Raw genomic sequence first — 20122 nt, 5'->3', positions numbered from 1 at the left:
CGGGCAAGCCCCGTTGCGGCGTTGCCGGCGACTCCACTCAGACCAGGGCGTCCAGGCCGCAGGTGAGGTCGGCGACCAGGTCGGCGGTGTCCTCGATGCCGCAGGAGAACCGCACGAAGCCCTCGGCGACGGCGTCCCCGCCCCACTGGGCCCGGCGGTCGACGGTGGTGTGGATGCCGCCGAAGCTGGTCGCGGCGTCCACCAGCCGGCAGGTGGCCACCAGGGTGCGCACGGCCTCGGCGTCGGCGAGCTCGGCGGAGACCACGCCGTTCTGCCGGCGCATCTGCCGGCTGGCCAGGGCGTGGGAGGGGTCCTGCGGCCGCCCGGGCCAGCGGACGCCGGTGACCGCCGGGTGCGCGGCCAGCAGCTCGGACACCGCGGCCGCGTTGGTGGCCTGCCGGGCCAGCCGCAGGTCGAGGGTGCCCATGGACCGGTGCCCCAGCCACGCCTCGAACGCGCCGGGGGCGTTGCCGGTGTGGTCGCGCCAGCCGCGCAGCCGGGCGTGCAGTGCCTCGTCGGTGACGCTGACGTGGCCGAGCATCAGGTCGCTGTGCCCGGTGAGCGCCTTGGTGTCCGCGCCCATCGTCATGTCCGCCCCGAGCGCCAGCGGCTGCTGCCCGATCGGCGTCGCCGTGGTGTTGTCCACCGCGAGCAGCGCGCCGGCGGCGCGGGTGGCCCGGGCGACGGCGGCGATGTCGCAGACGTCCAGCTGCGGGTTGCTCGGGGTCTCCAGCAGCACCAGGGCCACGCCGGCGAGGTCACCGCGGGCGGCGACGTCCTCGATCTCCAGCGTGGGCACGAAGCGCACCTGCAGGCCGAAGCGCTCCAGCTCCTCGCGGGCCAGCACCCGGCTGGTGTAGTAGCCGTCGGAGGGGACCACCACCTGGTCCCCGGCGCGGGTCACGGCCAGCACCGCCGAGCTGATCGCCGCCATCCCGGTGGCGAAGGACAGGCACAGCCCGCCGTCCAGCTCGCCCACCGCCCGCTCGAACACCCGCAGGGTGGGGTGCTCGGGCCGGGCGTAGGAGTCCGCGCCGTTCGCCCGCGGCGGCAGGTCGCCCAGGTGGTAGGGCGCGGCGAACACCGGGCTGGGGCGCAGCGGGGTGCCGGGCACCACCGGCTCGTCCCCGGCCCGCACCAGGCGGGTGCCGTCCCCGGTGGGGAGCTGCTCGCTCACTCCTGCTCCCTCTCCGTGTCCACTACTCCGGCTTCGCCTCTCGGCTCATGATCTCGCGAACCATCCGCGCCGCGGACTCTCCCTCGTGGCACACCCGCACGACGGCCTCGGTGATCGGCACGTCGACGCCGTGCGCCCGCGCCAGGTCCAGCACCGACCGACACGACTTCACGCCCTCGGCGGTCTGCCGGGTGCTGCGCTGCACCTGCTCGACCGACAGGCCCTGGCCCAGCTTCTCCCCGAACGTGCGGTTGCGGGACAGCGGCGAGGAGCACGTGGCCACCAGGTCACCCAGCCCCGCCAGCCCGGCGAACGTGGCCGGTTCCGCGCCGAGCGCGGCACCCAGCCGCGCGGTCTCGGCCAGCCCTCGGGTGATCAGCGACGCCCGGGTGTTGTCCCCGAAGCCCAGTCCGGCGGCGATGCCACAGGCCAGCGCGATGACGTTCTTCACCGCGCCGCCGAGCTCGCACCCGATCAGGTCGGGGTTGGTGTACGGCCGGAAGTAGCCGGTGTGGCACGCCGCCTGGAGGGCGGCCGCGCGGTCGGCGTCGGTGCACGCGATGACGGTGGCGGCCGGCTGCTCGGCGGCGATCTCCCGGGCCAGGTTGGGCCCGCTCAGCGCGGCCACCCGGTCGCTGCCGGCGCCGGTGACCTCGCAGACCACCTCGCTCATCCGCTTGGTGGTGCCCAGCTCGATGCCCTTCATCAGCGACAGCAGCGTGGCGTCGCCGGGCAGCAGCGCCCGCCACTCGGTGAGGTTGTGCCGCAGCGACTGCGAGGGCACGGCGAGCACCACGACGTCCACGCCCAGCAGCGCCTCGGCGGCGTCCGCGGTGGCCCGCACGGCGTCCGGCAGCCGCACGCCGGGCAGGTAGTCGCGGTTCTCGCCGTCCTCGGTGATCGCCTTGGCGAGCTCGGGACGGCGGGCGAACAGGTGCACGTCGCAGCCGGCGTCGGCGAGCACCTTGGCGAACGTGGTGCCCCAGGAGCCGGCGCCCAGGACGGCGGTACGGGTCATGCGCGCTCCTCCGGAGGTTGCCCACCGGTGCCCGGGGCGGGCAGCTCGTCGGCGGGTGGGACGGGTCGGACGGCTCGGGGGTGGAAGCCCGCGGGGGGCTCCTCCTGGCGGATCTCGGCGAGCTGGTCGCGGACCCGGCCCATCAGCAGGTCGGTGACCTCGCGCAGCAGCGGGCCGCTCAGCGGCCGGCCGGCACGCACCTCGGCGCGCAGCCCGGACAGGTCGACCGGCTCGCCGACCAGGTGCTCGGTCGGCGTCCGGGGCCGCAGGTGCAGCCGCCGGGCGTGGTAGTCGTGCAGCAGCTGCGGGCCCCACTGCGCCACCGGCAGGACGACGGCGTCGGTGGTCAGTGCCAGCCGGGCCACCCCGGTGCGTGCCTGCATGGGCCACCAGTCCGGGTCCCGGGTGACGGAGCCCTCCGGGTAGATGACCACCAGCTTGCCGTCGGCGAGGGTCTGCCGGGCCTGGTCCACCGAGGAGCCTGCGTCGGAGGAGCCGCGGGACACCGGGATCTGGCCGGCTGCCCGCAGGACCACGCCGTACCAGCTGCGGAACACCGCGTCCTTGGCCAGGAAGTGCGGGACGCGGCCGCTGTCCCAGACCATCCGGGCGCAGGCCAGCGGGTCGAGCACCGACACGTGGTTGGCCACCAGCAGCACGCCGCCGGTGGGCGGGATGCGCTCGGTGTGCCGGTGGTGCTGCCGGAACATCAGCGAGGACGCCGGGTACACCACGGCCACGACGAAGCGCAGGGCGTTGTTTAGCGGGCGGCGGGTGACGCGCCGGGGCGGACGACCGCCGGGGCCCGCCGCGCAGCGTCGTCGGACCGCGGGCAGCCGCCCGCTCGTGGGCGCACGCCTCACCGTGGGCACCGGCACCTCCGCCTCTCGTGGTCCGCAGCGGGATCGGACCGCCTGGTCGTGGGACGCCCGGCTCGCCGCACGCCGTGCAGCGCGACGGCGTGCGGTGGGCCGGGACGGCTCACGACGCCCCTGATCGTGCACCGTCCGGACCGCGACGCACACGCCGCCCCCGTGGCCGGGGTCACGGTCACGGCCGCGGCGCCCGCGCGGCAGCGGTGTGCTGCCATGGTGCCGTGCAGCAGTGGACCGTGGTGGTGCCGGCGAAGCGGCTGGACGGCGCCAAGACACGGCTGGCCCCGGCCAGTGCGGCCGGGGACGCGTCCGCGCACCGCGACCTGGTGCTGGCCCTGCTCGCCGACACCCTCACCGCTGCCGTCGCGTGCGTGGACGTCGGGTGCGTGGGCGGGGTGCTGGTGGTCACCGACGACCCGGCGGCCGGTGCGCTGGCCGTGCGGCTGGGCGCCCGCACCGTGCCGGACGAGCCGGACGGCGGCCTCAACGCGGCGCTGGCCCACGCGGCGGCCACGGCGCGGCGGGGCGGGGCGACGGCGGTCGCCACGCTGAACTCCGACGTGGCCGCGCTGCGGCCGGCCGAGCTCACCGCCGCGCTCACCGCGGCCGCCGGTCACCGGCGGGCGTTCGTGGCCGACCACGACGGCAGCGGGACGACGCTGCTGACGGCGCGCGGCGTGACGCTGGAACCGCGCTTCGGCCGGGGCTCGGCGGCGGCCCACGAGGCGTCCGGCGCGGTGCGGCTCGGCGGGGCCTGGCCGGGGCTGGCTCTCGACGTGGACACCGAGGCCGACCTGGCGGCCGCCCGCCGGCTGGGGCTGGGCGCGCACACGACCGCGTGGCTGGCCCGGGCCGGCGCGACGGCTGCACCGGTGACCTGCGCCGACTGACCGGGGCCAGGGAGCGCCGACTCCCGCCGTTCACCCGGGTGGGGCACGATGATCCGGTGCCGAGTGAGACGACGCTGCCCGCCGACCGCTTCATCAACCGCGAGCTGTCCTGGCTCGACTTCAACGCCCGGGTGTTGGAGCTCGCCGAGGACGACACGCTCCCGCTGCTGGAGCGGGTGAAGTTCCTGGCCATCTTCGCCAGCAACCTCGACGAGTTCTACATGGTCCGCATCGCCGGGCTGAAGCGGAGGCAGAGCACCGGGCTCACCGTGCGCTCCCCCGACGGGCTCAGCATCCGCGAGCAGCTGACCCGGATCACCCAGCGCACCCAGGACCTGGTGCACCGGCACGGCAACGTCTTCGACAAGGACGTCGTGCCGCGGCTGGAGGAGCACGGCATCCGGATCGTGCACTGGAGCGAGCTGGACGACGCGGAGTCCCGGCGGCTGCGGGAGTACTTCCGTGACCAGGTCTTCCCGGTGCTGACCCCGCTGGCGGTCGACCCGGCGCACCCGTTCCCCTACATCAGCGGCCTCTCGCTCAACCTCGCCGTCTCGGTGCGCGACCCGGAGACCGGCGCGCCGCGGTTCGCCCGGATCAAGGTGCCGAACAACGTGCCGCGGTTCATCCCGGTGCTGCCGGCGGCGCAGCAGACCACCTTCCTCCCGCTGGAGGACCTCATCGCCGCGCACCTCACCCAGCTGTTCCCCGGCCTCGACGTGCTGGACCACCACCTGTTCCGGGTCACGCGCAACGCCGACGTCGAGGTGGAGGAGGACCGCGACGAGAACCTGCTGCAGAGCCTGGAGCGCGAGCTGGCCCGCCGCCGGTTCGGCCCGGCGGTGCGGCTGGAGGTCACCGAGTCGATGGACCCGGGGATCCTCGACGTCCTGGTGCACGAGCTGGAGGTGCAGCCCGGCGACGTCGTCCACGTGCCCGGCCTGCTGGACCTGGCCTCGCTGATGGCCTTCTACGACCTGGACCGCCCCGAGCTCAAGGACGAGCCGTACGTGCCGGCCACGCACCCGCGGCTGACCGACGGCGAGACCCCGAAGAGCGTGTTCGCCACCCTGCGCGAGGGCGACGTGCTGCTGCACCACCCCTACCACTCGTTCGCGACCAGCGTGCAGAGCTTCATCGAGCAGGCCGCCGCCGACCCGCACGTGCTGGCGATCAAGCAGACGCTGTACCGCACCTCGGGCGACTCCCCCATCGTGCAGGCGCTGATCGAGGCGGCCGAGGCCGGCAAGCAGGTCGTGGCGCTGGTGGAGATCAAGGCCCGCTTCGACGAGGCGGCCAACATCAGCTGGGCCCGCTCGCTGGAGCGCGCCGGGGTGCACGTCGTCTACGGGCTGGTGGGCCTGAAGACCCACTGCAAGACCGCGCTGGTGGTGCGGCGGGAGAACGGCGTGCTGCGCCGCTACTGCCACATCGGCACCGGCAACTACAACCCCAAGACCGCCCGGCTCTACGAGGACCTCGGCGTCCTCACCGCCGACCCGCGGGTGGGTGCCGACCTCACCGACCTGTTCAACACCCTCACCGGCTACTCGCGGCAGACCACCTACCGCTCGCTGCTGGTGGCCCCGCACAGCGTGCGCGCCGGGTTGCTGGAGAAGATCCGCCGCGAGGCCCGCAACGCCGCCGAGGGCAAGGCCAGCGGCATCCGGATCAAGGTCAACTCCCTGGTCGACGAGGAGCTGATCGACGCGCTGTACGCCGCCTCGGGTGCCGGTGTGCCGGTGGAGCTGCTCATCCGCGGCATCTGCTCGCTGCGCCCGGGCATGCCCGGGGTGAGCGAGAACATCCGGGTGCGCTCGATCGTCGGGCGCTTCCTGGAGCACTCCCGGGTCATCCAGTTCGTCAACGCCGGCGAGTCCGAGTGGTGGCTGGGCAGCGCCGACCTGATGCACCGCAACCTCGACCGCCGCGTGGAGGTGCTGCTGCGGGTCAACGACGAGCCGGCCCGCCGCCAGCTGCAACGGATGTTCGACGCGGCCATGGCGCCCGACGTGCGCAGCTGGCAGCTGGGCCCGGACGCGCACTGGACCCGCACCGGCGAGCAGGACTACCAGGGCATGCTGCTGGACGGGTCGGGTGAGATCGCTGGCTGAGCCGCCCCGGCCCGACCGCGCGGCCGGGGGTGCCCTGTGGCGCCACCGGCCGGACGGCGTCCTGGAGACCGCGGTCGTGCACCGCCCCAAGTACGACGACTGGTCGCTGCCCAAGGGCAAGCTCGAACCCGGCGAGCACCCGCTGCTGGCCGCCGTCCGCGAGGTGGGCGAGGAGACCGGCCTGCAGGTCGTGGTCGGACGGCGCAGCGTGCAGACCCGCTACGAGCACCGGCACGGGCCCAAGAGGGTCGACTACTGGCTCATGCAGGTCGTGGGCGGCGACTTCGTGGTCAACGACGAGGTGGACGAGCTGCGCTGGGCGCCGCTGCCGGAGGCCGCCGAGCTCTGCACCCACGACCACGACCGGGCGGTGCTGGCCGACCTGGGCCGGGAGGACCACCCGCGGGCACCCCGGCTGCTGCTGGTGCGGCACGCCAGCGCCGGTGACAGCGCCGACTTCGACGGCCCCGACCGGCTGCGCCCGCTGGACTCCACCGGCCGCCGGCAGGCCGCCCGGCTGGCCGACGTCCTGCCGCTGTTCGGGGTGACCGACGTGCGCACCGCCCAGCCCACCCGCTGCCGGCAGACGGTCACCCCGCTGGCCGAGCGTCTCGGGCTGCCGCTGGGCGACGCCGCGGAGATGGGTGAGGAGCAGTTCTCCACCGACCCGCAGGCCGGCCTGCAGCTGATCGAGCACCTGATGACCGGACCGGCGGACCAGGAGGGCGCGGGGGTCACCGTGGTCTGCAGCCAGGGCGGCGCGATCCCCTCGGCCCTGCTCGCGCTCGGGGTGCGCTGGCAGGGGACGGCCGGCGCGCTCTGGCCGCCGTCGGCCAAGGCCAGCGTCTGGGCCCTGGCCGGCCGGCGCGGTGGGCTGCTGGCCGACTACTACCGCGACGTCGCCCCCGATCCCGCCGACACCTGACCCACCCTCCAGGATCGACACCCCCAGGCCGCCAAGATGGCCATCTTGGCGGGCTGGAGATGTCGATCGCGTCGGGCGGGTGAAGGCGGGTCAGGGGCCGTAGGTGGTGACCCGCACGGTCTCCGGCATCTCCTGCAGGGCGGTCAGCAGGTCCGGCGGGAGGGGCGCGCTGACGTCGGCCAGCACGTAGCCGAGCTCGCCCCGGGTGGCCAGCACCTGGCCGTCGACGTTCAGCCCGTGCCCGCCGACCAGCGCGGTGACCCGGGCCAGCACGCCGGGCACGTTGCGGTGCAGCACGGCGAACCGGGTGGCCGACGACCCGTACAGCGCCGCGGTCGGCAGGTTGACGCTGAGCGTCGTCGTCCCGGCGGTGCGGTACTCCAGGAGCTTGCCGGCCACGAACCGGCCGATGTCGTGCTGCGCTTCCTGGGTCGAGCCGCCGACGTGCGGGGTGAGCACGACGTTGGGCAGCCCGCGCAGGACCGAGTCGAAGGGGTCGCCCTGCTCGCGGGGCTCGTCGGGGAACACGTCGATCGCCGCACCGGCGATGTGCCCGGACAGCACGTGCTCCCGCAGCGCCTCGTGGTCGACGACGAAGCCGCGCGACAGGTTGAGGAACAGGCTGCGCGGCCGCATCATGGCGAACTGCTCCGCGCCGAACATCCCGGCGTTCCCGGCCCGGCCGTCGACGTGCAGGGTCACCGTCTCCGCCCGCTCCAGCAGCTCCTCCAGGCTGGCGCAGGCCTCGGCGTTGCCCAGGGCGAGCTTCTGCTCCAGGTCGTAGAACAGCACCCGCATGCCCAGCGCCTCGGCGAGCACCGAGAGCTGGCTGCCGATGTTGCCGTAGCCGACGATGCCGATCGTGCGGCCGCGCACCTCGTGGCTGCCGGCGGCGGACTTGTCCCAGGTGCCGGCGTGCAGCGAGCGGTCCCGGTCGACGAGCCGGCGGGCCAGGCAGATGATCTCCGCCAGCGCCAGCTCGACGACGCTACGGGTGTTCGAGTACGGCGCGTTGAACACCGCGACGCCTGCGGCCGCCGCCGCGGCGAGGTCGACCTGGTTGGTGCCGATGCAGAACGCGCCGACCGCGGTCAGCCCGGGGCAGCGCCGCAGCACGTCGGCGGTGACCTGGGTCTGGGACCGGATGCCCAGCAGGTCCACGCCGTCCAGCGCGGCGACCAGGTCGTCCTCGCCCAGGGCCTCCCTCAGTCGTTCGACCTCGTAGCCGGCCGCGCCGAGCAGGTCGGTCGCCACCGGGTCGATGTTCTCCAGCAGCAGGGCCTTGGGCATGGTGTGCCGATCTCCTCGGGGACGTCGCGCAGCGGGTCGGCGGCGCCGGGGTGCGGCGCGGCCGGGCGGCGCCGCGGCGTCGACGGCGACCGGGGTGATCGTCGCATCCCCGGCGGTGCAGCCCCGCGTCGCACTCGCGCCGTCGACTGCCCGGGGCACCGGTCGGCCCGTGCGCCGGGGCCTCGAGATGCCGAGGCAGGGGCGCTGTGGTCAGGTGACCGCAGGGACACCGCCGTCACCGGACCGAGGACAGGACATGACCGACACCACCAGGGTCCAGGAGCAGTACAACACCGTCCGCGCCATCCACCTGGCCGCGGTCGCCGCGCTGGGTGGCTTCCTGTTCGGCTACGACACCGCGGTGATCAACGGTGCCGTCGTCGCCCTCGAGGCCGACTTCGAGATGGGCAAGACGCTCACCGGTTTCGTCGTCGCCTCGGCCCTGCTGGGTGCCGCGTTCGGCGCCTGGGCCGCCGGCAAGCTGGCCGACCGGTACGGCCGGATCAAGGTGATGGTGGCAGCCGCCGTGCTCTTCGTGGTCAGCGCGCTCGGCTCCGGGCTCGCCTTCAGCCCGCTGGACCTCACGTTCTGGCGCATCGTCGGCGGCGTCGGGGTGGGCGCGGCCTCGGTCATCGCACCCGCCTACATCGCCGAGATCTCCCCCGCGTCGATCCGCGGCAGGCTCGGCTCGCTGCAGCAGCTGGCGATCGTGACCGGCATCTTCGTCGCCCTGCTGGTGGACACCGTCCTCGCCCGGACCGCCGGCGGTGCCGGGGAGGAGCTGGCGCTGGGCCTGGACGCGTGGCGCTGGATGTTCCTCAGCCTGGCCGTGCCCGGCCTGGCCTACGGCGTGCTGGCGCTGACCATCCCGGAGTCGCCGCGCTACCTGGTGGCCCAGGGCCACCCGGACGACGCCCGCCGGGTCATGGGCGAGGTGCTGACCTCCGGCGTGGACGCCCGGATCGCGGAGATCCAGCGCACCGTGGACGCCGACGAGCGGACCAGGTCCAGCTTCGCCGACCTGCGTGGCAGCCTGCTCGGGCTGCAGCCGATCGTCTGGGTCGGCATCCTGCTGTCGGTCTTCCAGCAGGCTGTGGGCATCAACGTGATCTTCTACTACAGCTCGGCGCTGTGGCAGCAGGTCGGCTTCAGCGAGGCCGACTCGCTCACCATCACCGTGATCACCTCGGTGACCAACATCGTGGTCACCCTGGTCGCCATCGCCTTCGTGGACAAGGTCGGCCGGCGGGTGCTGCTGCTGATCGGCTCGGCCGGCATGTTCCTCAGCCTGGGCACCCTCGCCGTCGTCTTCGGCACCGCGCCGGTGCAGGGCGGCGAGCCCGTGCTGGGTGACACGGCCGGCATGGTGGCGCTGATCGCGGCCAACCTGTTCGTGGTGTTCTTCGGCGCCTCGTGGGGCCCGGTGGTCTGGGTGCTGCTGGGCGAGATGTTCAGCAACCGGATCCGGGCCGCGGCGCTGGGCCTGGCGGCCGCCGCCCAGTGGGTCAGCAACTTCGTCATCTCGCAGTCGTTCCCGAGCCTGGCCGACGTCGGCCTGGCCCTGGCGTACGGCATCTACACCGCGTTCGCGTTCGTCTCGTTCTTCTTCGTGCTGAAGTTCGTGAAGGAGACCAAGGGCCGCCAGCTGGAGGACATGGAGTAGCCGCCCCGCGGGGTCCCGGCCGGGCGGCCGGGACCCCGCGGTGTCACGCCGCCGGTGTCAGCGCGCCGGGGCGGGCAGGGTGCGTGGCAGCCAGCTCGGCCGGGCCGCCTCGAAGGCCTCGATGTCGCCCAGGTGCCGCTCGGTCAGGCCGACGTCGTCCAGGCCCTCCAGCAGCCGCCAGCGGGTGTAGGCGTCGATGCTGAACGGGACCGTCGTCGCCGCGTAGCGCACCGAGTTGTTCTCCAGGTCGACGGTCACCGCCAGCGACGGGTCCTCCTCGATCGCCTTCCAGAGCGCCTCCACCTCCTCCTGCGGCAGCAGCACGGTGAGCAGCCCGGCCTTGGTCGAGTTGTTGCGGAAGATGTCGGCGAACCGCGAGCTGATGACCACGCGGAAGCCGCCGTCCATCAGCGCCCAGACGGCGTGCTCCCGGGAGGAGCCGGTGCCGAAGTCGGGCCCGGCGACCAGGATCGAGGCGCCGGCGAACTGCGGCAGGTTGAGCACGAAGTCGGGCTCGTTGGTGCGCCAGGCGACGAACAGCCCGTCCTCGAAGCCGGTGCGGGTGATCCGCTTGAGGTACTCGGCCGGGATGATCTGGTCGGTGTCGACGTTGGTGCGGCGCAGCGGCACCGCGGTGCCGGTGTGCGTGGTGAAGGCGTCCATGGCGGTCAGACCCCGGTCTTCTCGAGGGCGGCGGGAGCGGTGAGCTTGCCGGTCAGTGCGGTGGCCGCGGCCACGGCCGGGGACACCAGGTGGGTGCGCCCGCCCTTGCCCTGCCGGCCCTGGAAGTTGCGGTTGCTGGTGGACGCCGAGCGCTCGCCCGGCTTCAGCTGGTCGGGGTTCATGCCCAGGCACATCGAGCACCCGGCACCACGCCACTCGGCGCCGGCGTCGGTGAACACCCGGTCCAGCCCCTCCGCCTCGGCCTGAGCCTTGACCTGCACCGAACCCGGGACGACGAGCAACCGGGTGGAGTCGGCCACCTTGCGCCCGCGCACGGCCTCGGCGACGACCCGCAGGTCCTCGATCCGGCCGTTGGTGCAGGAGCCGACGAACACGGTGTCCACGGCGATCTCCGACAGTGGCGTGCCCGCGGTCAGGCCCATGTAGGCCAGTGCCTGCTCGGCCGCGCGCCGGTCGCCCTCGTCGGCGATCTGCGCCGGGTCCGGCACGCTGGCGCTCAGCGGCAGGCCCTGCCCGGGGTTGGTGCCCCAGGTGACGAATGGCGCCAGCGAGGCCGCGTCCAGCACCACCTCGCGGTCGAAGACGGCGTCCTCGTCGGTGGTCAGCGTCGACCAGTAGGCCACAGCGGCGTCCCAGTCGGCGCCCTGCGGCGCGTGCGGGCGCCCGGCCAGGTAGTCGAACGTGGTCTGGTCGGGGGCGATGAGCCCTGCCTTGGCGCCGGCCTCGATCGACATGTTGCAGATGGTCATCCGGGCCTCCATCGACAGCGCCCGGATCGCGCTGCCGCGGTACTCGATGACGTGCCCCTGCCCGCCGCCGGTGCCGATCTCGGCGATGACGGCGAGGATGACGTCCTTGGCGCTCACCCCGGGCGGCAGCTCGCCGTCGACGGTGACCGACATCTGCTTCGCCCGGTACTGCGGCAGCGTCTGGGTGGCCAGCACGTGCTCGACCTCGCTGGTGCCGATGCCGAAGGCCAGCGCGCCGAACGCGCCGTGCGTGGAGGTGTGGCTGTCGCCGCAGACGATCGTCATGCCGGGCTGGGTCAGGCCCAGCTGCGGGCCGATCACGTGCACGATGCCCTGGTCGCGGTCGCCCATCGGCGCGGTGCGCAGCCCGAACTCGGCCGTGTTGCGGCGCAGAGCGTCGACCTGGGCGCGGGAGATCGGGTCCGCGATGGGCTTCAGGATGTCCAGCGTCGGGACGTTGTGGTCCTCGGTGGTCATCGTCAGGTCGGGACGGCGCACGGTGCGCCCGGCCGCGCGGAGGCCGTCGAAGGCCTGCGGGCTGGTCACCTCGTGCACCAGGTGCAGGTCGATGTAGAGCAGGTCGGGCTCACCCTCGGTGCTGCGCACGACGTGGGCGTCGTAGACCTTCTCGGCCAGGGTCTTCGGCACGTGGTCCCTCCAGGGTCCTCGTCCCATCCTGGACTGCCGTCTCAGACAGTGGGATGAGAGTATTGCTGTGTGGGACAGACTAACCCGGTGGCGGTGCTGGACAAAGCAGTGGCCATCCTGCGCGCGGTGGCCGACGAACCAGCCACCCTCGCCGAGCTCGTCGAGCGCACCGGCCTGCCGCGGGCGACCGCGCACCGGCTGGCCGTGGCGCTGGAGGGGCACCGGCTGGTGCGTCGCACCGCGGCCGGCGCCTGGAGCCCGGGACCGGCCCTGGGCGAGCTCGGCCGGGCCGGCACGGACCTGGCCGACGTGGCCGGCCGGCACCTGGCCATCCTGCGCGACGTGACCGGGGAGAGCGCCCAGTTCTACGTCCGGGAGGGCACCACCCGGGTCTGCCTGGCCGCCGCCGAGCGCAGCAGCGGGCTGCGCGACACCGTGCCGGTGGGCGCCCGGCTGCCGATGACCGCGGGCTCCGCCGCGCACGCCCTGCTCGCCTTCGCCCCCGCCGAGGAGGTGACCCCGCTGCTGCCGGCGGCCACCTTCACCGCGCGCACGCTGATCGACGTCCGGCGGCGCGGCTGGGCGCACAGCATCGCCGAGCGCGAGGCCGGCGTGGCCTCGCTGTCGGCCCCGGTGCGCGAGCCGGGCGGCGGCGTGCTGGGGGCGGTGTCCATCTCCGGCCCGGTCGAGCGGCTGGGCCGCCGGCCCGCGCCGGAGGTGGTCACCGCCGTGCTCGAGGCGGCCGCCGCCATCTCCCGCGCCGCCCGCTGACCGAGGAACACCGGCGCCCGACCTCACGTCGCGCCCTGCCAGGCACACGTCACGCCCTCTCCGTGGGCACACGGTTCGCGCGCTTTCCGCGGACACCGTTCGCGCGCTTCCCGTGCGCACCTCGGGGCCTCCCGGGAGCCGGTCAGGTGCTCCCCGGACGCCGGGGCCGGGTCAGCGCAGGCGTCGGGCCCCGGCCGAGGGCACGGCGGTCACGATGGCGGGGGCGGTGTACCCCTCGCGGTCGAAGCGCTCGGTGACGGCCCGGACGACCCGGTCGGCGTCGGCGACGTCGACCAGCGCCACCGCGCTGCCACCGAAGCCACCGCCGAACATCCGGGCCCCGTGCGCGCCGGCCCCCAGCGCGGCCGCGACACAGACGTCGAGCTCGGGGGTGGAGATCTCGAAGTCGTCGCGCAACGAGGCGTGCCCGGCGGTGAGCAGCGGACCGATGCCCCGCGGGTCGCCCCCGCCGTCGAGGAGCCGCACCACCTCGAGCACGCGGGCGTCCTCGGTCACGATGTGCCGCGCCCGCCGCCGCAGCACGTCGTCGGCCAGCGCGTCGAGGGCCGCCACGTCGGGCACGTCGCGCAGCGCGGCCACGCCCAGGGCGGCGGTGGCCTCCTCGCACTGCCGGCGCCGCTCGCCGTAGCCGCCGTCGGCGTGCGCGTGCCGGGTGCCGGTGTCCAGCACGAGCAGCTCCAGCCCGGCGGAGGCGAGGTCCAGCGGCACCTGCCGCGCCTCGCGGGACCGGGTGTCCAGGAAGAGCGCGTGCCCGGCGGTGCACAGCAGCGACGCCGACTGGTCCATCAGCCCGGTCGGTGCGCCGACGAAGTCGTTCTCCGCCCGGCGGGCGACGTCGACCAGCTCGACGGTGTCCAGGTCGAGGCCGAGGAGGTCGCGCAGCCCGAGTGCCACGGCGCACTCCAGCGCCGCCGACGACGACAGCCCGGCCCCGGCCGGCACGTCGCCGTCCACGAGCACGCTCAGGCCGCCGGCCACCGCCGCCGGCAACTCGTGCACGACCCCGCCCACGTAACCGGCCCAGCCGCCGGGGTGTCCGGGCCGAAGACCGGCCACCGGCACCTCGACGACGTCGCCGGGCTGCTGCACCGAGGCGATCCGGAGCAGGCCGTCGGTGCGCAGCGCCAGCGCCGCGCGGGTGGTGTGCGGCAGGGCGGTCGGCAGCACGAAGCCGCCGTTGTAGTCGGTGTGCTCGCCGATCACGTTGACCCGCCCCGGGGCGGCCCACACCCCCTGCGGCGGACCGCCGAAGACCGCGGCGAAGTCGTCGGCGGCGCGGGCGGCGAGGGTCTCCTCCGGCAGCGTCACGGCAGCTGCACCGCCCGCAGCTGCCGGGCGACGTCCTCGGGGTCGGTGTCGTTGATGAAGGTGCCCATGCCCGACTCCGACCCGGCCAGGTACTTCAGCTTGCCCGGGGCGCGGCGGAAGGAGAACAGCTGCAGGTGCAGCCACCACTCGTCCCGCCCCTGGTGCACCGGCGCCTGGTTCCAGCTGGCGATGTAGTTCATCGGCTCCTCGAACCGGTGCGCGAAGCGGCCGAGCACGTCGAGGTACACCTCGACGAAGGCGTCCCGCTCGGCGTCGGTGAGCGCGGCGATGTCGGGCACCCGGCGGTGCGGGAACAGCTGCAGCTCGTACGGCCAGCGCGCCGCGGCGGGTACGAACGCCGTCCAGTGCTCGTTGGCGGTGACCACGCGCGGGCCGGCCTGCTCGGCGGCCAGCACCTCGGCGAACAGGTCGCCGCCGTCGGCGGCGTGCCGGCGGACCCGGTCCAGCACCTTCTCCAGGCGGGGGGTGAGGAACGGGTAGCCGTACACCTGCCCGTGCGGGTGGGAGAGGGTCACCCCGATCTCCTCGCCGTGGTTCTCGAACACGAAGACGCACTCCACGCCGGCCAGCGCCGACAGCGCCTCGGTGCGGTGCGCCCACGCGTCGAGGACCAGCCGGGCGCGCTCGGGCCCCAGGTCGGCGAAGCTGCGGTGGTGGTCGCTGGTGAAGCACACCACCTCGCACCGGCCCAGCCCCGGCCGCACGGCGGTCAGCGGCGCGCCGGGCGCGGTCGCCGGCACGTCCAGCTCGACGCCGGTGGCCAGCGACGGGAAGCGGTTCTCGAAGACCACGACCTGGTACTCGGCCTCGGGCACCTCGGTGGCGCGACCGGGCGAGGACGGGCACAGCGGGCACTGGTCGGTGGTGGGCAGGAAGGTGCGGGTCTGCCGGTGGGCGGCCATGACCACCCACTCCCCCAGCAACGCATCCCAGCGCACCTGCGAGCGGGTGCTCACCGGGGGCAGGTCCCGGGTGTCGACGGCGTCGCGCGCGGTGGGCTCGCTGTCGAAGTAGAGGATCTCGCGGCCGTCGGCGAGGTGGCGGGCGGTGCTGATCACACCCTGCAGGCTAGTGCCGCCCAACCGGCGGGCGATCAGCGGCGGGCGATCAGCCGTGCACGGCAGGAGCCCCCGACCCGGGTGGGTCGGGGGCTCCTGATGTGTAGCCCCGAAGGGATTCGAACCCTCGCTACCGCCGTGAGAGGGCGGCGTCCTGGGCCGCTAGACGACGGGGCCAGGACCGTGCTGGTCGTGCCGGCCCATCCTGCCACGGGCCCGGGCACCCGCGCAGCGGGCCCACGGGCCAGGGCCCCCGATCCGGTGGGGATCGGGGGCCCTAATGGTGTAGCCCCGAAGGGATTCGAACCCTCGCTACCGCCGTGAGAGGGCGGCGTCCTGGGCCGCTAGACGACGGGGCCAGTGCTGCTGTGGTGCTGCTGAGGAGATGACGCTTCCTCGCTGGGGTACCAGGACTCGAACCTAGACTAACGGAACCAGAAACCGTCGGGCTGCCAATTACCCCATACCCCAAGGCCGTGCGACGCGTTCCCGCGCCGGGGAAGACTGTACCCGACGCCTGCCCCCGGTCCCACCGGGGGGCGGTGCGCGCGTCGGGGGTCAGCCGGGCCCGGTGGTCGACGGCGGCGCCGCCCAGGTGGTCGGTGCCGGGCCGCCGTACCCACGCGGCGCTCCCGGCCCGTACCGGCCCGGCGCCCCCCACGGGGGTGCACCCCACGCGGGCGGGACCGGGGCCGGCGTCCAGGGTCCGCGCCGGGCGCCGGGCGACCGGGACCCGGCGCGCAGGTCGAGGGCCGGGCTGAGCAGCTCCGGGGCGAGGCGGGCCCGGGAGCGGTCGACCCAGTGGACGAAGCCGGCCATGCCGAGCAGCAGCACCACCGCGGACAGCCAGGTGCCCACCAGCGCCGAGCCCGGGTCGGAGGACGTCTGGGCCACCGTGCCGATCAACCCGCCGGCCAGGAACAGCGTCATGTTGTAGACCGCGTGCATGACGATCGCGGCCTCCAGCCCGCCGGTGCGCCACACCACCCACGAGGCGGCGAGCCCGAAGCCGAAGCGCAGCACGAACGACGCGACGTCCGGCGGCGCGTGGGCGGCGGAGAACAGGGCGGCGGTGAGCACCGCGGCCAGCACGGCACCGGCGCGCTCGTGCCGCACCCAGGCGGCGACGGTCTGGCTCAGGTATCCGCGGAACACGTACTCCTCGGCAGCGGCCTGCAGCGGGGTGGTGGTGACCACGACCAGCGCCAGCCACACGAACGAGCTGTCCGGGCCGGCCCCCGAGCCGTTGACCAGCACGTCGAACAGCACGACGACCAGAGCGGCGACGGCGACCGTGGCCAGCGCGCGCAGCGTCCACGGCCGGACCAGCCGCCAGCGCAGCCGGCCGAGAACCGAGGACGACCAGCCGATCCGCAGTCCGTGGGCGACCGCCCAGCATGCCCAGACGATCGGGATGGCGACGATGAGCGTGGCGTTGGTGAGCAGCAGGACGGCGGGTTGCAGCAGGTCCAGCAGCTGCAGCTGGGGCACCACCCCGGTGAAGCCCACGACCACCAGGACGACGACCACCGCCACGACGTACAGCACGGTGAACAGCAGCAGGCCGAGCAGCGGCCGCCACCAGGCCCAGTCGCGGGCACGCATGGCCAGCAGGTAGGGCACCGGGGTGTCGTGCGGGGGCGCACCCGGCGGGGTGGTCGGCCGGCCGCCCGGCGGCGGGGGCCAGGGGACGACACCCCGGGGCACCGCGAACCGGGGCACGAACGGCGGGGCGCCGTAGCGGGCCGTCGGCGGGGGCCCGGTGTACACGAGCTCGGACGGCGGCGGCCCGGCGTACCCGGGCCCGGACGGTGGGAGCCCCGGGTGCGCGGGTCCGAGGTGCGCGGGTCCGAGGTGCGCGGGTCCGAGGTGCGCAGGTCCGAGGTGCGCGGAGCCCGGGTGCGCGGGGCCGGCCGGCGGGCCGTACCAGCCGCCCGGTGGCGGGCCGGGGGTGCCCCCGCCGCCGGCCGGCCGCCCCGGGCCGGGCCGACCGGCGCCCGGGTACGGCGGGCCGACCGGGACGCTCATGTGCCCGTGCGTGCCCGAGCGGCAGCCAGCCGGGCCAGCGTGCGCTCCCGGCCGAGCAGCTCCATCGACTCGTACAGCGGCGGGGACACCGTGCGCCCGCTGACCGCCACCCGCACCGGGCCGAACGCCTGCCGTGGCTTGCGGCCCAGCTCCTCGACCAGCGCCTGCTTGAGGGCGGCCTCCAGCGCCGGGGTGGTCCACTCGTCCAGGGCGGTGAGCGCGTCGGTGGCGGCGTCCAGCACCTCGGCGGACTCCGGGCCGGACAGCTGCTTCTCGGCCGCGGCCGGGTCGATCTCGACCTCGTCGACGAACAGGAACGCGAGCAGCCCGACAGCCTCCGACAGCACGATCATGCGCTCCTGGGCCAGCGGGGCGATCGCCTCGAGCACCCGCTGCTGCTCCACGGTCGGCGGGTCGGTGACCAGGCCCGCGGCGGTGAGGAAAGGGGTGACCCGGGCGACGAAGTCCGCGACCGGCAGTGCCCGCAGGTGCGTGGCGTTGATCGCCTCGGCCTTCTTCAGGTCGAAGCGCGCCGGGTTGGCGCTGACACTGTCCACGTCGAAGGCAGCGGCGAGCTCCTCGGGGGAGAACACGTCCCGGTCGTCGGCGATCGACCAGCCGAGCAGCGCCAGGTAGTTGACCAGGCCCTCGGGCAGGAAACCGCGCTCGCGGTAGACGTCGAAGTCCGACTGCGGGTCCCGCTTGGACAGCTTCTTGTTGCCCTCCCCCATGACCAGCGGCAGGTGACCGAAGCGCGGCGTCGCGGTGGCCACGCCGACGTCGGTGAGCGCGGCGTACAGGGCGAGCTGACGCGGCGTCGAGGGCAGCAGGTCCTCACCGCGCAGCACGTCGGTGATGCCCATCAGGGCGTCGTCGACCGGGTTGACCAGCGTGTAGAGGGGCGAGCCGTTGCCGCGTACCAGCACGAAGTCGGGCACCGCGCCGGCGGCGAAGCGCACCTCGCCGCGCACGTGGTCCACCCAGGACAGGTCCGCCTCGGGCATCTGCAGCCGGATCACCGGCTCCCGGCCCTCGGCCCGGAACGCGGCCTTCGCGGCGTCGGTGGTGAACCGGTCGGCGCCGTCGTAGCCGAGCTTGGCGTCCTGTCCGGCGGCCACCCGGCGGGCGGTGACCTCCTCGGGGGTGGAGAACGACTCGTAGGCGTGACCGGCCGAAAGCAGCTTCGCGACGACCTCGCGGTACACGTCGCTGCGCTCGGACTGCCGGTAGGGGCCGTGCGGTCCGCCGACCTCGGGGCCCTCGTCCCAGTCCAGGCCCGTCCATCGCAGGCAGTCCAGCAGGTGCCGCTCGGACTCGGCGGTGTTGCGGGCGGCGTCGGTGTCCTCGATGCGCAGCACGAACGTGCCGCCGGTGTGCCGGGCGTACGCCCAGTTGTAGAGCGCGGCGCGCATGACGCCGACGTGCACCGTGCCCGTGGGCGAGGGGCAGAAGCGGGTGCGGACGGTCCCGGTCGGGTCGGTCATCGCGCGGCGCCGGCCGTGGAGACGCCGTCGGCGCCGGTGACCGGGTTGGACAGCGTGCCCAGGCCCTCGATGGTGCACTCGACCCGCTGGCCGGGCGCGATCGGCCCGACCCCGGCCGGGGTGCCGGTGAGCACCACGTCGCCGGGCAGCAGCGTCATCACCCCGGACATGTAGGAGATCAGCGTCGACAGGCCGAACAGCAGCTGGCTGGTGCGGCTGGCCTGGCGGGGCTCGCCGTCGACGGTGCAGGTGATCTCCAGGTCGGCCGGGTCCTTGCCCAGCGCGGCCAGGTCGGTCTCGATCCACGGGCCCAGCGGGCAGAACGAGTCGAAGCCCTTGGCCCGGGTCCACTGGCCGTCGGACTTCTGCATGTCCCGGTCGGTGACGTCGTTGCCGATCGTCCAGCCGAACACGGTGGACAGCGCCTGCTCGGGGGTCACGTTGCGGGCTCCGCGCGCGCCGATGACGGCGGCGAGCTCGACCTCGTGGTGCACGTTGGTGCTGCCGGTGGGGATGCGGATCGCGTCGCCGGGCCCGATCACCGACGTCGACGGCTTGAGGAACATCAGCGGCGCGCCCGGGGCGTCCCCGGTGCCCATCTCCTTGACGTGCTCGGCGTAGTTCTTGCCGACGCAGACGACCTTGCTGGGCAGGATCGGGGACAGGAGCCGGACGTCGGCCTGGGCGTACCGCTGCCCGGTGAAGACGATCTGGCCGAACGGGTGCCCCTCGATCTGGGCCACCTGCCCGTCGCCGTCGAGGACGCCGAAGGACATGCCGGACGAGGAGGCGAAACGGACGATGCGCACGCGCCGAGGTTACTGACCTGCCGGGGTGCCCCGCCGAGCGCGGTCGCGGCGTCCTGGGCAGGATCATGGCGGGGAGGAGACCCTGCCCGCGCTGCCGCTCGACGAGGAGAGCCCCGTGATCCTGATCGTCATCAAGTTCCCGGTCCGGCCCGACCGCATCGACCAGTTCCGCGTGCACGCCGACGAGTACGCCCGCGCGGTGGACGCCGAGGAGGGCAGCCTGTTCTTCGAGTGGTCGCGCAGCGTGGAGGACGAGAACACGTTCGTCTGCATCGAGGGCTTCCGCGACTCCGACGCCGGCGCCTCGCACGTGGCGACCCCGCACGCGAAGGCGGCCTTCGACTGGATGTCCGACCACGTCGCCGAGCAGCCGCAGATCATCTACGTCGACGCCCCGGACGTGGCCGGTTTCGGCCCGATGGGCGAAGTGCAGCCGCGCGGCTGACGCCGGGCGCCTGGCGCCTCACCGGGCCCGACGCCGACCGCCACGGGACCCGGCCCCACCCGGACCCGGCCCCACCCGGACCCGGCGCCACCCGGACCCGGCGCCACCCCCGCGCGGCACCGTCCACTGCGCGGCAGTGGCCCG

At 74.4% G+C, this 20122-nt stretch carries 17 protein-coding genes and 3 tRNA genes; 6 read left to right on the top strand and 14 right to left on the bottom strand.

Going from position 1 to position 20122, the window contains the following annotated elements:
* Positions 1 to 37: 37 nt before the first annotated feature.
* Genes G1H19_RS17375 through G1H19_RS17365 form a run of 3 tightly spaced genes read right to left on the bottom strand, consistent with a single transcriptional unit; the run spans position 38 to position 3058 of the window.
* Positions 38 to 1177 (bottom strand): cystathionine gamma-lyase, encoded by a 1140-nt coding sequence (locus G1H19_RS17375; protein ID WP_162393511.1) that lies wholly within the window; start codon positions 1175 to 1177, stop codon positions 38 to 40.
* A gap of 22 nt (positions 1178 to 1199) precedes the next feature.
* Positions 1200 to 2195, bottom strand: coding sequence for an NAD(P)H-dependent glycerol-3-phosphate dehydrogenase (locus G1H19_RS17370; protein WP_152728231.1), 996 nt, complete (start codon positions 2193 to 2195; stop codon positions 1200 to 1202).
* A complete protein-coding gene (locus G1H19_RS17365) occupies positions 2192 to 3058 on the bottom strand; it encodes a lysophospholipid acyltransferase family protein (RefSeq protein ID WP_328727597.1) in 867 nt (288 codons plus the stop codon). The genes G1H19_RS17370 and G1H19_RS17365 overlap by 4 nt, the downstream gene beginning before the upstream one ends.
* Positions 3059 to 3291: 233 nt before the next feature.
* Here G1H19_RS17365 and cofC point away from each other — a divergent pair, with 233 nt between their 5' ends.
* Genes cofC through G1H19_RS17350 form a run of 3 tightly spaced genes read left to right on the top strand, consistent with a single transcriptional unit; the run spans position 3292 to position 6999 of the window.
* Positions 3292 to 3960, top strand: a complete 669-nt coding sequence (gene cofC / locus G1H19_RS17360; protein ID WP_162393510.1) for a 2-phospho-L-lactate guanylyltransferase — start codon at positions 3292 to 3294, stop codon at positions 3958 to 3960.
* A 56-nt stretch (positions 3961 to 4016) separates the two neighbouring features.
* Positions 4017 to 6074: an RNA degradosome polyphosphate kinase gene (locus G1H19_RS17355; protein ID WP_174278117.1), complete on the top strand. Its 2058-nt coding sequence runs from the start codon at positions 4017 to 4019 to the stop codon at positions 6072 to 6074.
* Positions 6058 to 6999, top strand: a complete 942-nt coding sequence (locus G1H19_RS17350) for an NUDIX hydrolase (protein ID WP_162393508.1) — start codon at positions 6058 to 6060, stop codon at positions 6997 to 6999. The genes G1H19_RS17355 and G1H19_RS17350 overlap by 17 nt, the downstream gene beginning before the upstream one ends.
* Before the next feature lie 90 nt (positions 7000 to 7089).
* Here G1H19_RS17350 and serA read toward each other — a convergent pair whose 3' ends face one another.
* On the bottom strand, positions 7090 to 8289 hold the full coding sequence (gene serA / locus G1H19_RS17345; protein WP_152728233.1) for a phosphoglycerate dehydrogenase: 1200 nt from the start codon (positions 8287 to 8289) through the stop codon (positions 7090 to 7092).
* 256 nt (positions 8290 to 8545) lie between these two features.
* Between serA and G1H19_RS17340 the strand changes: the two genes are divergently transcribed.
* Complete coding sequence (locus tag G1H19_RS17340; protein ID WP_152728235.1) at positions 8546 to 9952, top strand: sugar porter family MFS transporter; 1407 nt, start codon at positions 8546 to 8548, stop codon at positions 9950 to 9952.
* Positions 9953 to 10009: 57 nt separating this feature from the next.
* Here the strand turns inward: G1H19_RS17340 and leuD are convergent, their stop codons facing one another.
* Both leuD and leuC read right to left on the bottom strand, forming a co-directional pair.
* The gene (gene leuD / locus G1H19_RS17335; protein WP_152728237.1) at positions 10010 to 10615 is read right to left on the bottom strand and encodes a 3-isopropylmalate dehydratase small subunit; all 606 of its coding nucleotides are present in this window, start codon (positions 10613 to 10615) and stop codon (positions 10010 to 10012) included.
* Positions 10616 to 10620: 5 nt separating this feature from the next.
* On the bottom strand, positions 10621 to 12033 hold the full coding sequence (gene leuC / locus G1H19_RS17330; RefSeq protein WP_162393507.1) for a 3-isopropylmalate dehydratase large subunit: 1413 nt from the start codon (positions 12031 to 12033) through the stop codon (positions 10621 to 10623).
* Positions 12034 to 12120: 87 nt separating this feature from the next.
* Between leuC and G1H19_RS17325 the strand changes: the two genes are divergently transcribed.
* Positions 12121 to 12804 carry an IclR family transcriptional regulator gene (locus G1H19_RS17325; RefSeq protein ID WP_459562314.1) on the top strand — a complete coding sequence of 228 codons (684 nt, stop codon included), beginning with the start codon at positions 12121 to 12123 and terminating at the stop codon, positions 12802 to 12804.
* A 171-nt stretch (positions 12805 to 12975) separates the two neighbouring features.
* Here G1H19_RS17325 and galK read toward each other — a convergent pair whose 3' ends face one another.
* From galK to G1H19_RS17285, 8 genes are all read right to left on the bottom strand, one after another.
* Positions 12976 to 14133 carry a galactokinase gene (galK, locus tag G1H19_RS17320; protein WP_202926012.1) on the bottom strand — a complete coding sequence of 386 codons (1158 nt, stop codon included), beginning with the start codon at positions 14131 to 14133 and terminating at the stop codon, positions 12976 to 12978.
* On the bottom strand, positions 14130 to 15212 hold the full coding sequence (gene galT / locus G1H19_RS17315; protein ID WP_162393505.1) for a galactose-1-phosphate uridylyltransferase: 1083 nt from the start codon (positions 15210 to 15212) through the stop codon (positions 14130 to 14132). Before galT ends, galK begins: the two co-directional genes overlap by 4 nt.
* 104 nt (positions 15213 to 15316) lie before the next feature.
* Positions 15317 to 15389, bottom strand: a tRNA-Glu gene (locus G1H19_RS17310).
* A gap of 109 nt (positions 15390 to 15498) precedes the next feature.
* A tRNA-Glu gene (locus tag G1H19_RS17305) sits at positions 15499 to 15571 on the bottom strand.
* Positions 15572 to 15611: 40 nt separating this feature from the next.
* A tRNA-Gln gene (locus tag G1H19_RS17300) sits at positions 15612 to 15683 on the bottom strand.
* An 87-nt stretch (positions 15684 to 15770) separates the two neighbouring features.
* Entirely contained in the window at positions 15771 to 16982 is a 1212-nt protein-coding gene (locus G1H19_RS24145) for a CPBP family intramembrane glutamic endopeptidase (RefSeq protein ID WP_162393504.1), read from the bottom strand.
* Positions 16983 to 17236: 254 nt separating this feature from the next.
* A complete protein-coding gene (gltX, locus tag G1H19_RS17290; protein WP_152728242.1) occupies positions 17237 to 18724 on the bottom strand; it encodes a glutamate--tRNA ligase in 1488 nt (495 codons plus the stop codon).
* Positions 18721 to 19533 carry a fumarylacetoacetate hydrolase family protein gene (locus G1H19_RS17285; RefSeq protein ID WP_162393503.1) on the bottom strand — a complete coding sequence of 271 codons (813 nt, stop codon included), beginning with the start codon at positions 19531 to 19533 and terminating at the stop codon, positions 18721 to 18723. The genes gltX and G1H19_RS17285 overlap by 4 nt, the downstream gene beginning before the upstream one ends.
* Before the next feature lie 115 nt (positions 19534 to 19648).
* Here G1H19_RS17285 and G1H19_RS17280 point away from each other — a divergent pair, with 115 nt between their 5' ends.
* The gene (locus G1H19_RS17280; protein ID WP_162393502.1) at positions 19649 to 19978 is read left to right on the top strand and encodes a putative quinol monooxygenase; all 330 of its coding nucleotides are present in this window, start codon (positions 19649 to 19651) and stop codon (positions 19976 to 19978) included.
* The last annotated feature ends 144 nt before the right edge of the window (positions 19979 to 20122 follow it).

This window comes from Goekera deserti, from assembly GCF_010685995.1.
Lineage (GTDB): Bacteria > Actinomycetota > Actinomycetes > Mycobacteriales > Geodermatophilaceae > Goekera > Goekera deserti.
The sequence above is the reverse complement of the archived record's forward strand: the minus strand, read 5'-3'. Positions and strand labels throughout refer to the sequence as shown.

What these genes read in the sequence shown, in the direction of transcription:
- leuD (WP_152728237.1), bottom strand. Translation starts at nt 10,615, where the DNA reads ATGGACGCCTTCACCACGCACACCGGCACCGCGGTGCCGCTGCGCCGC.
- serA (WP_152728233.1), bottom strand. Translation starts at nt 8,289, where the DNA reads ATGCCCAAGGCCCTGCTGCTGGAGAACATCGACCCGGTGGCGACCGAC.
- G1H19_RS17370 (WP_152728231.1), bottom strand. Translation starts at nt 2,195, where the DNA reads ATGACCCGTACCGCCGTCCTGGGCGCCGGCTCCTGGGGCACCACGTTC.
- G1H19_RS17340 (WP_152728235.1), top strand. Translation starts at nt 8,546, where the DNA reads ATGACCGACACCACCAGGGTCCAGGAGCAGTACAACACCGTCCGCGCC.
- gltX (WP_152728242.1), bottom strand. Translation starts at nt 18,724, where the DNA reads ATGACCGACCCGACCGGGACCGTCCGCACCCGCTTCTGCCCCTCGCCC.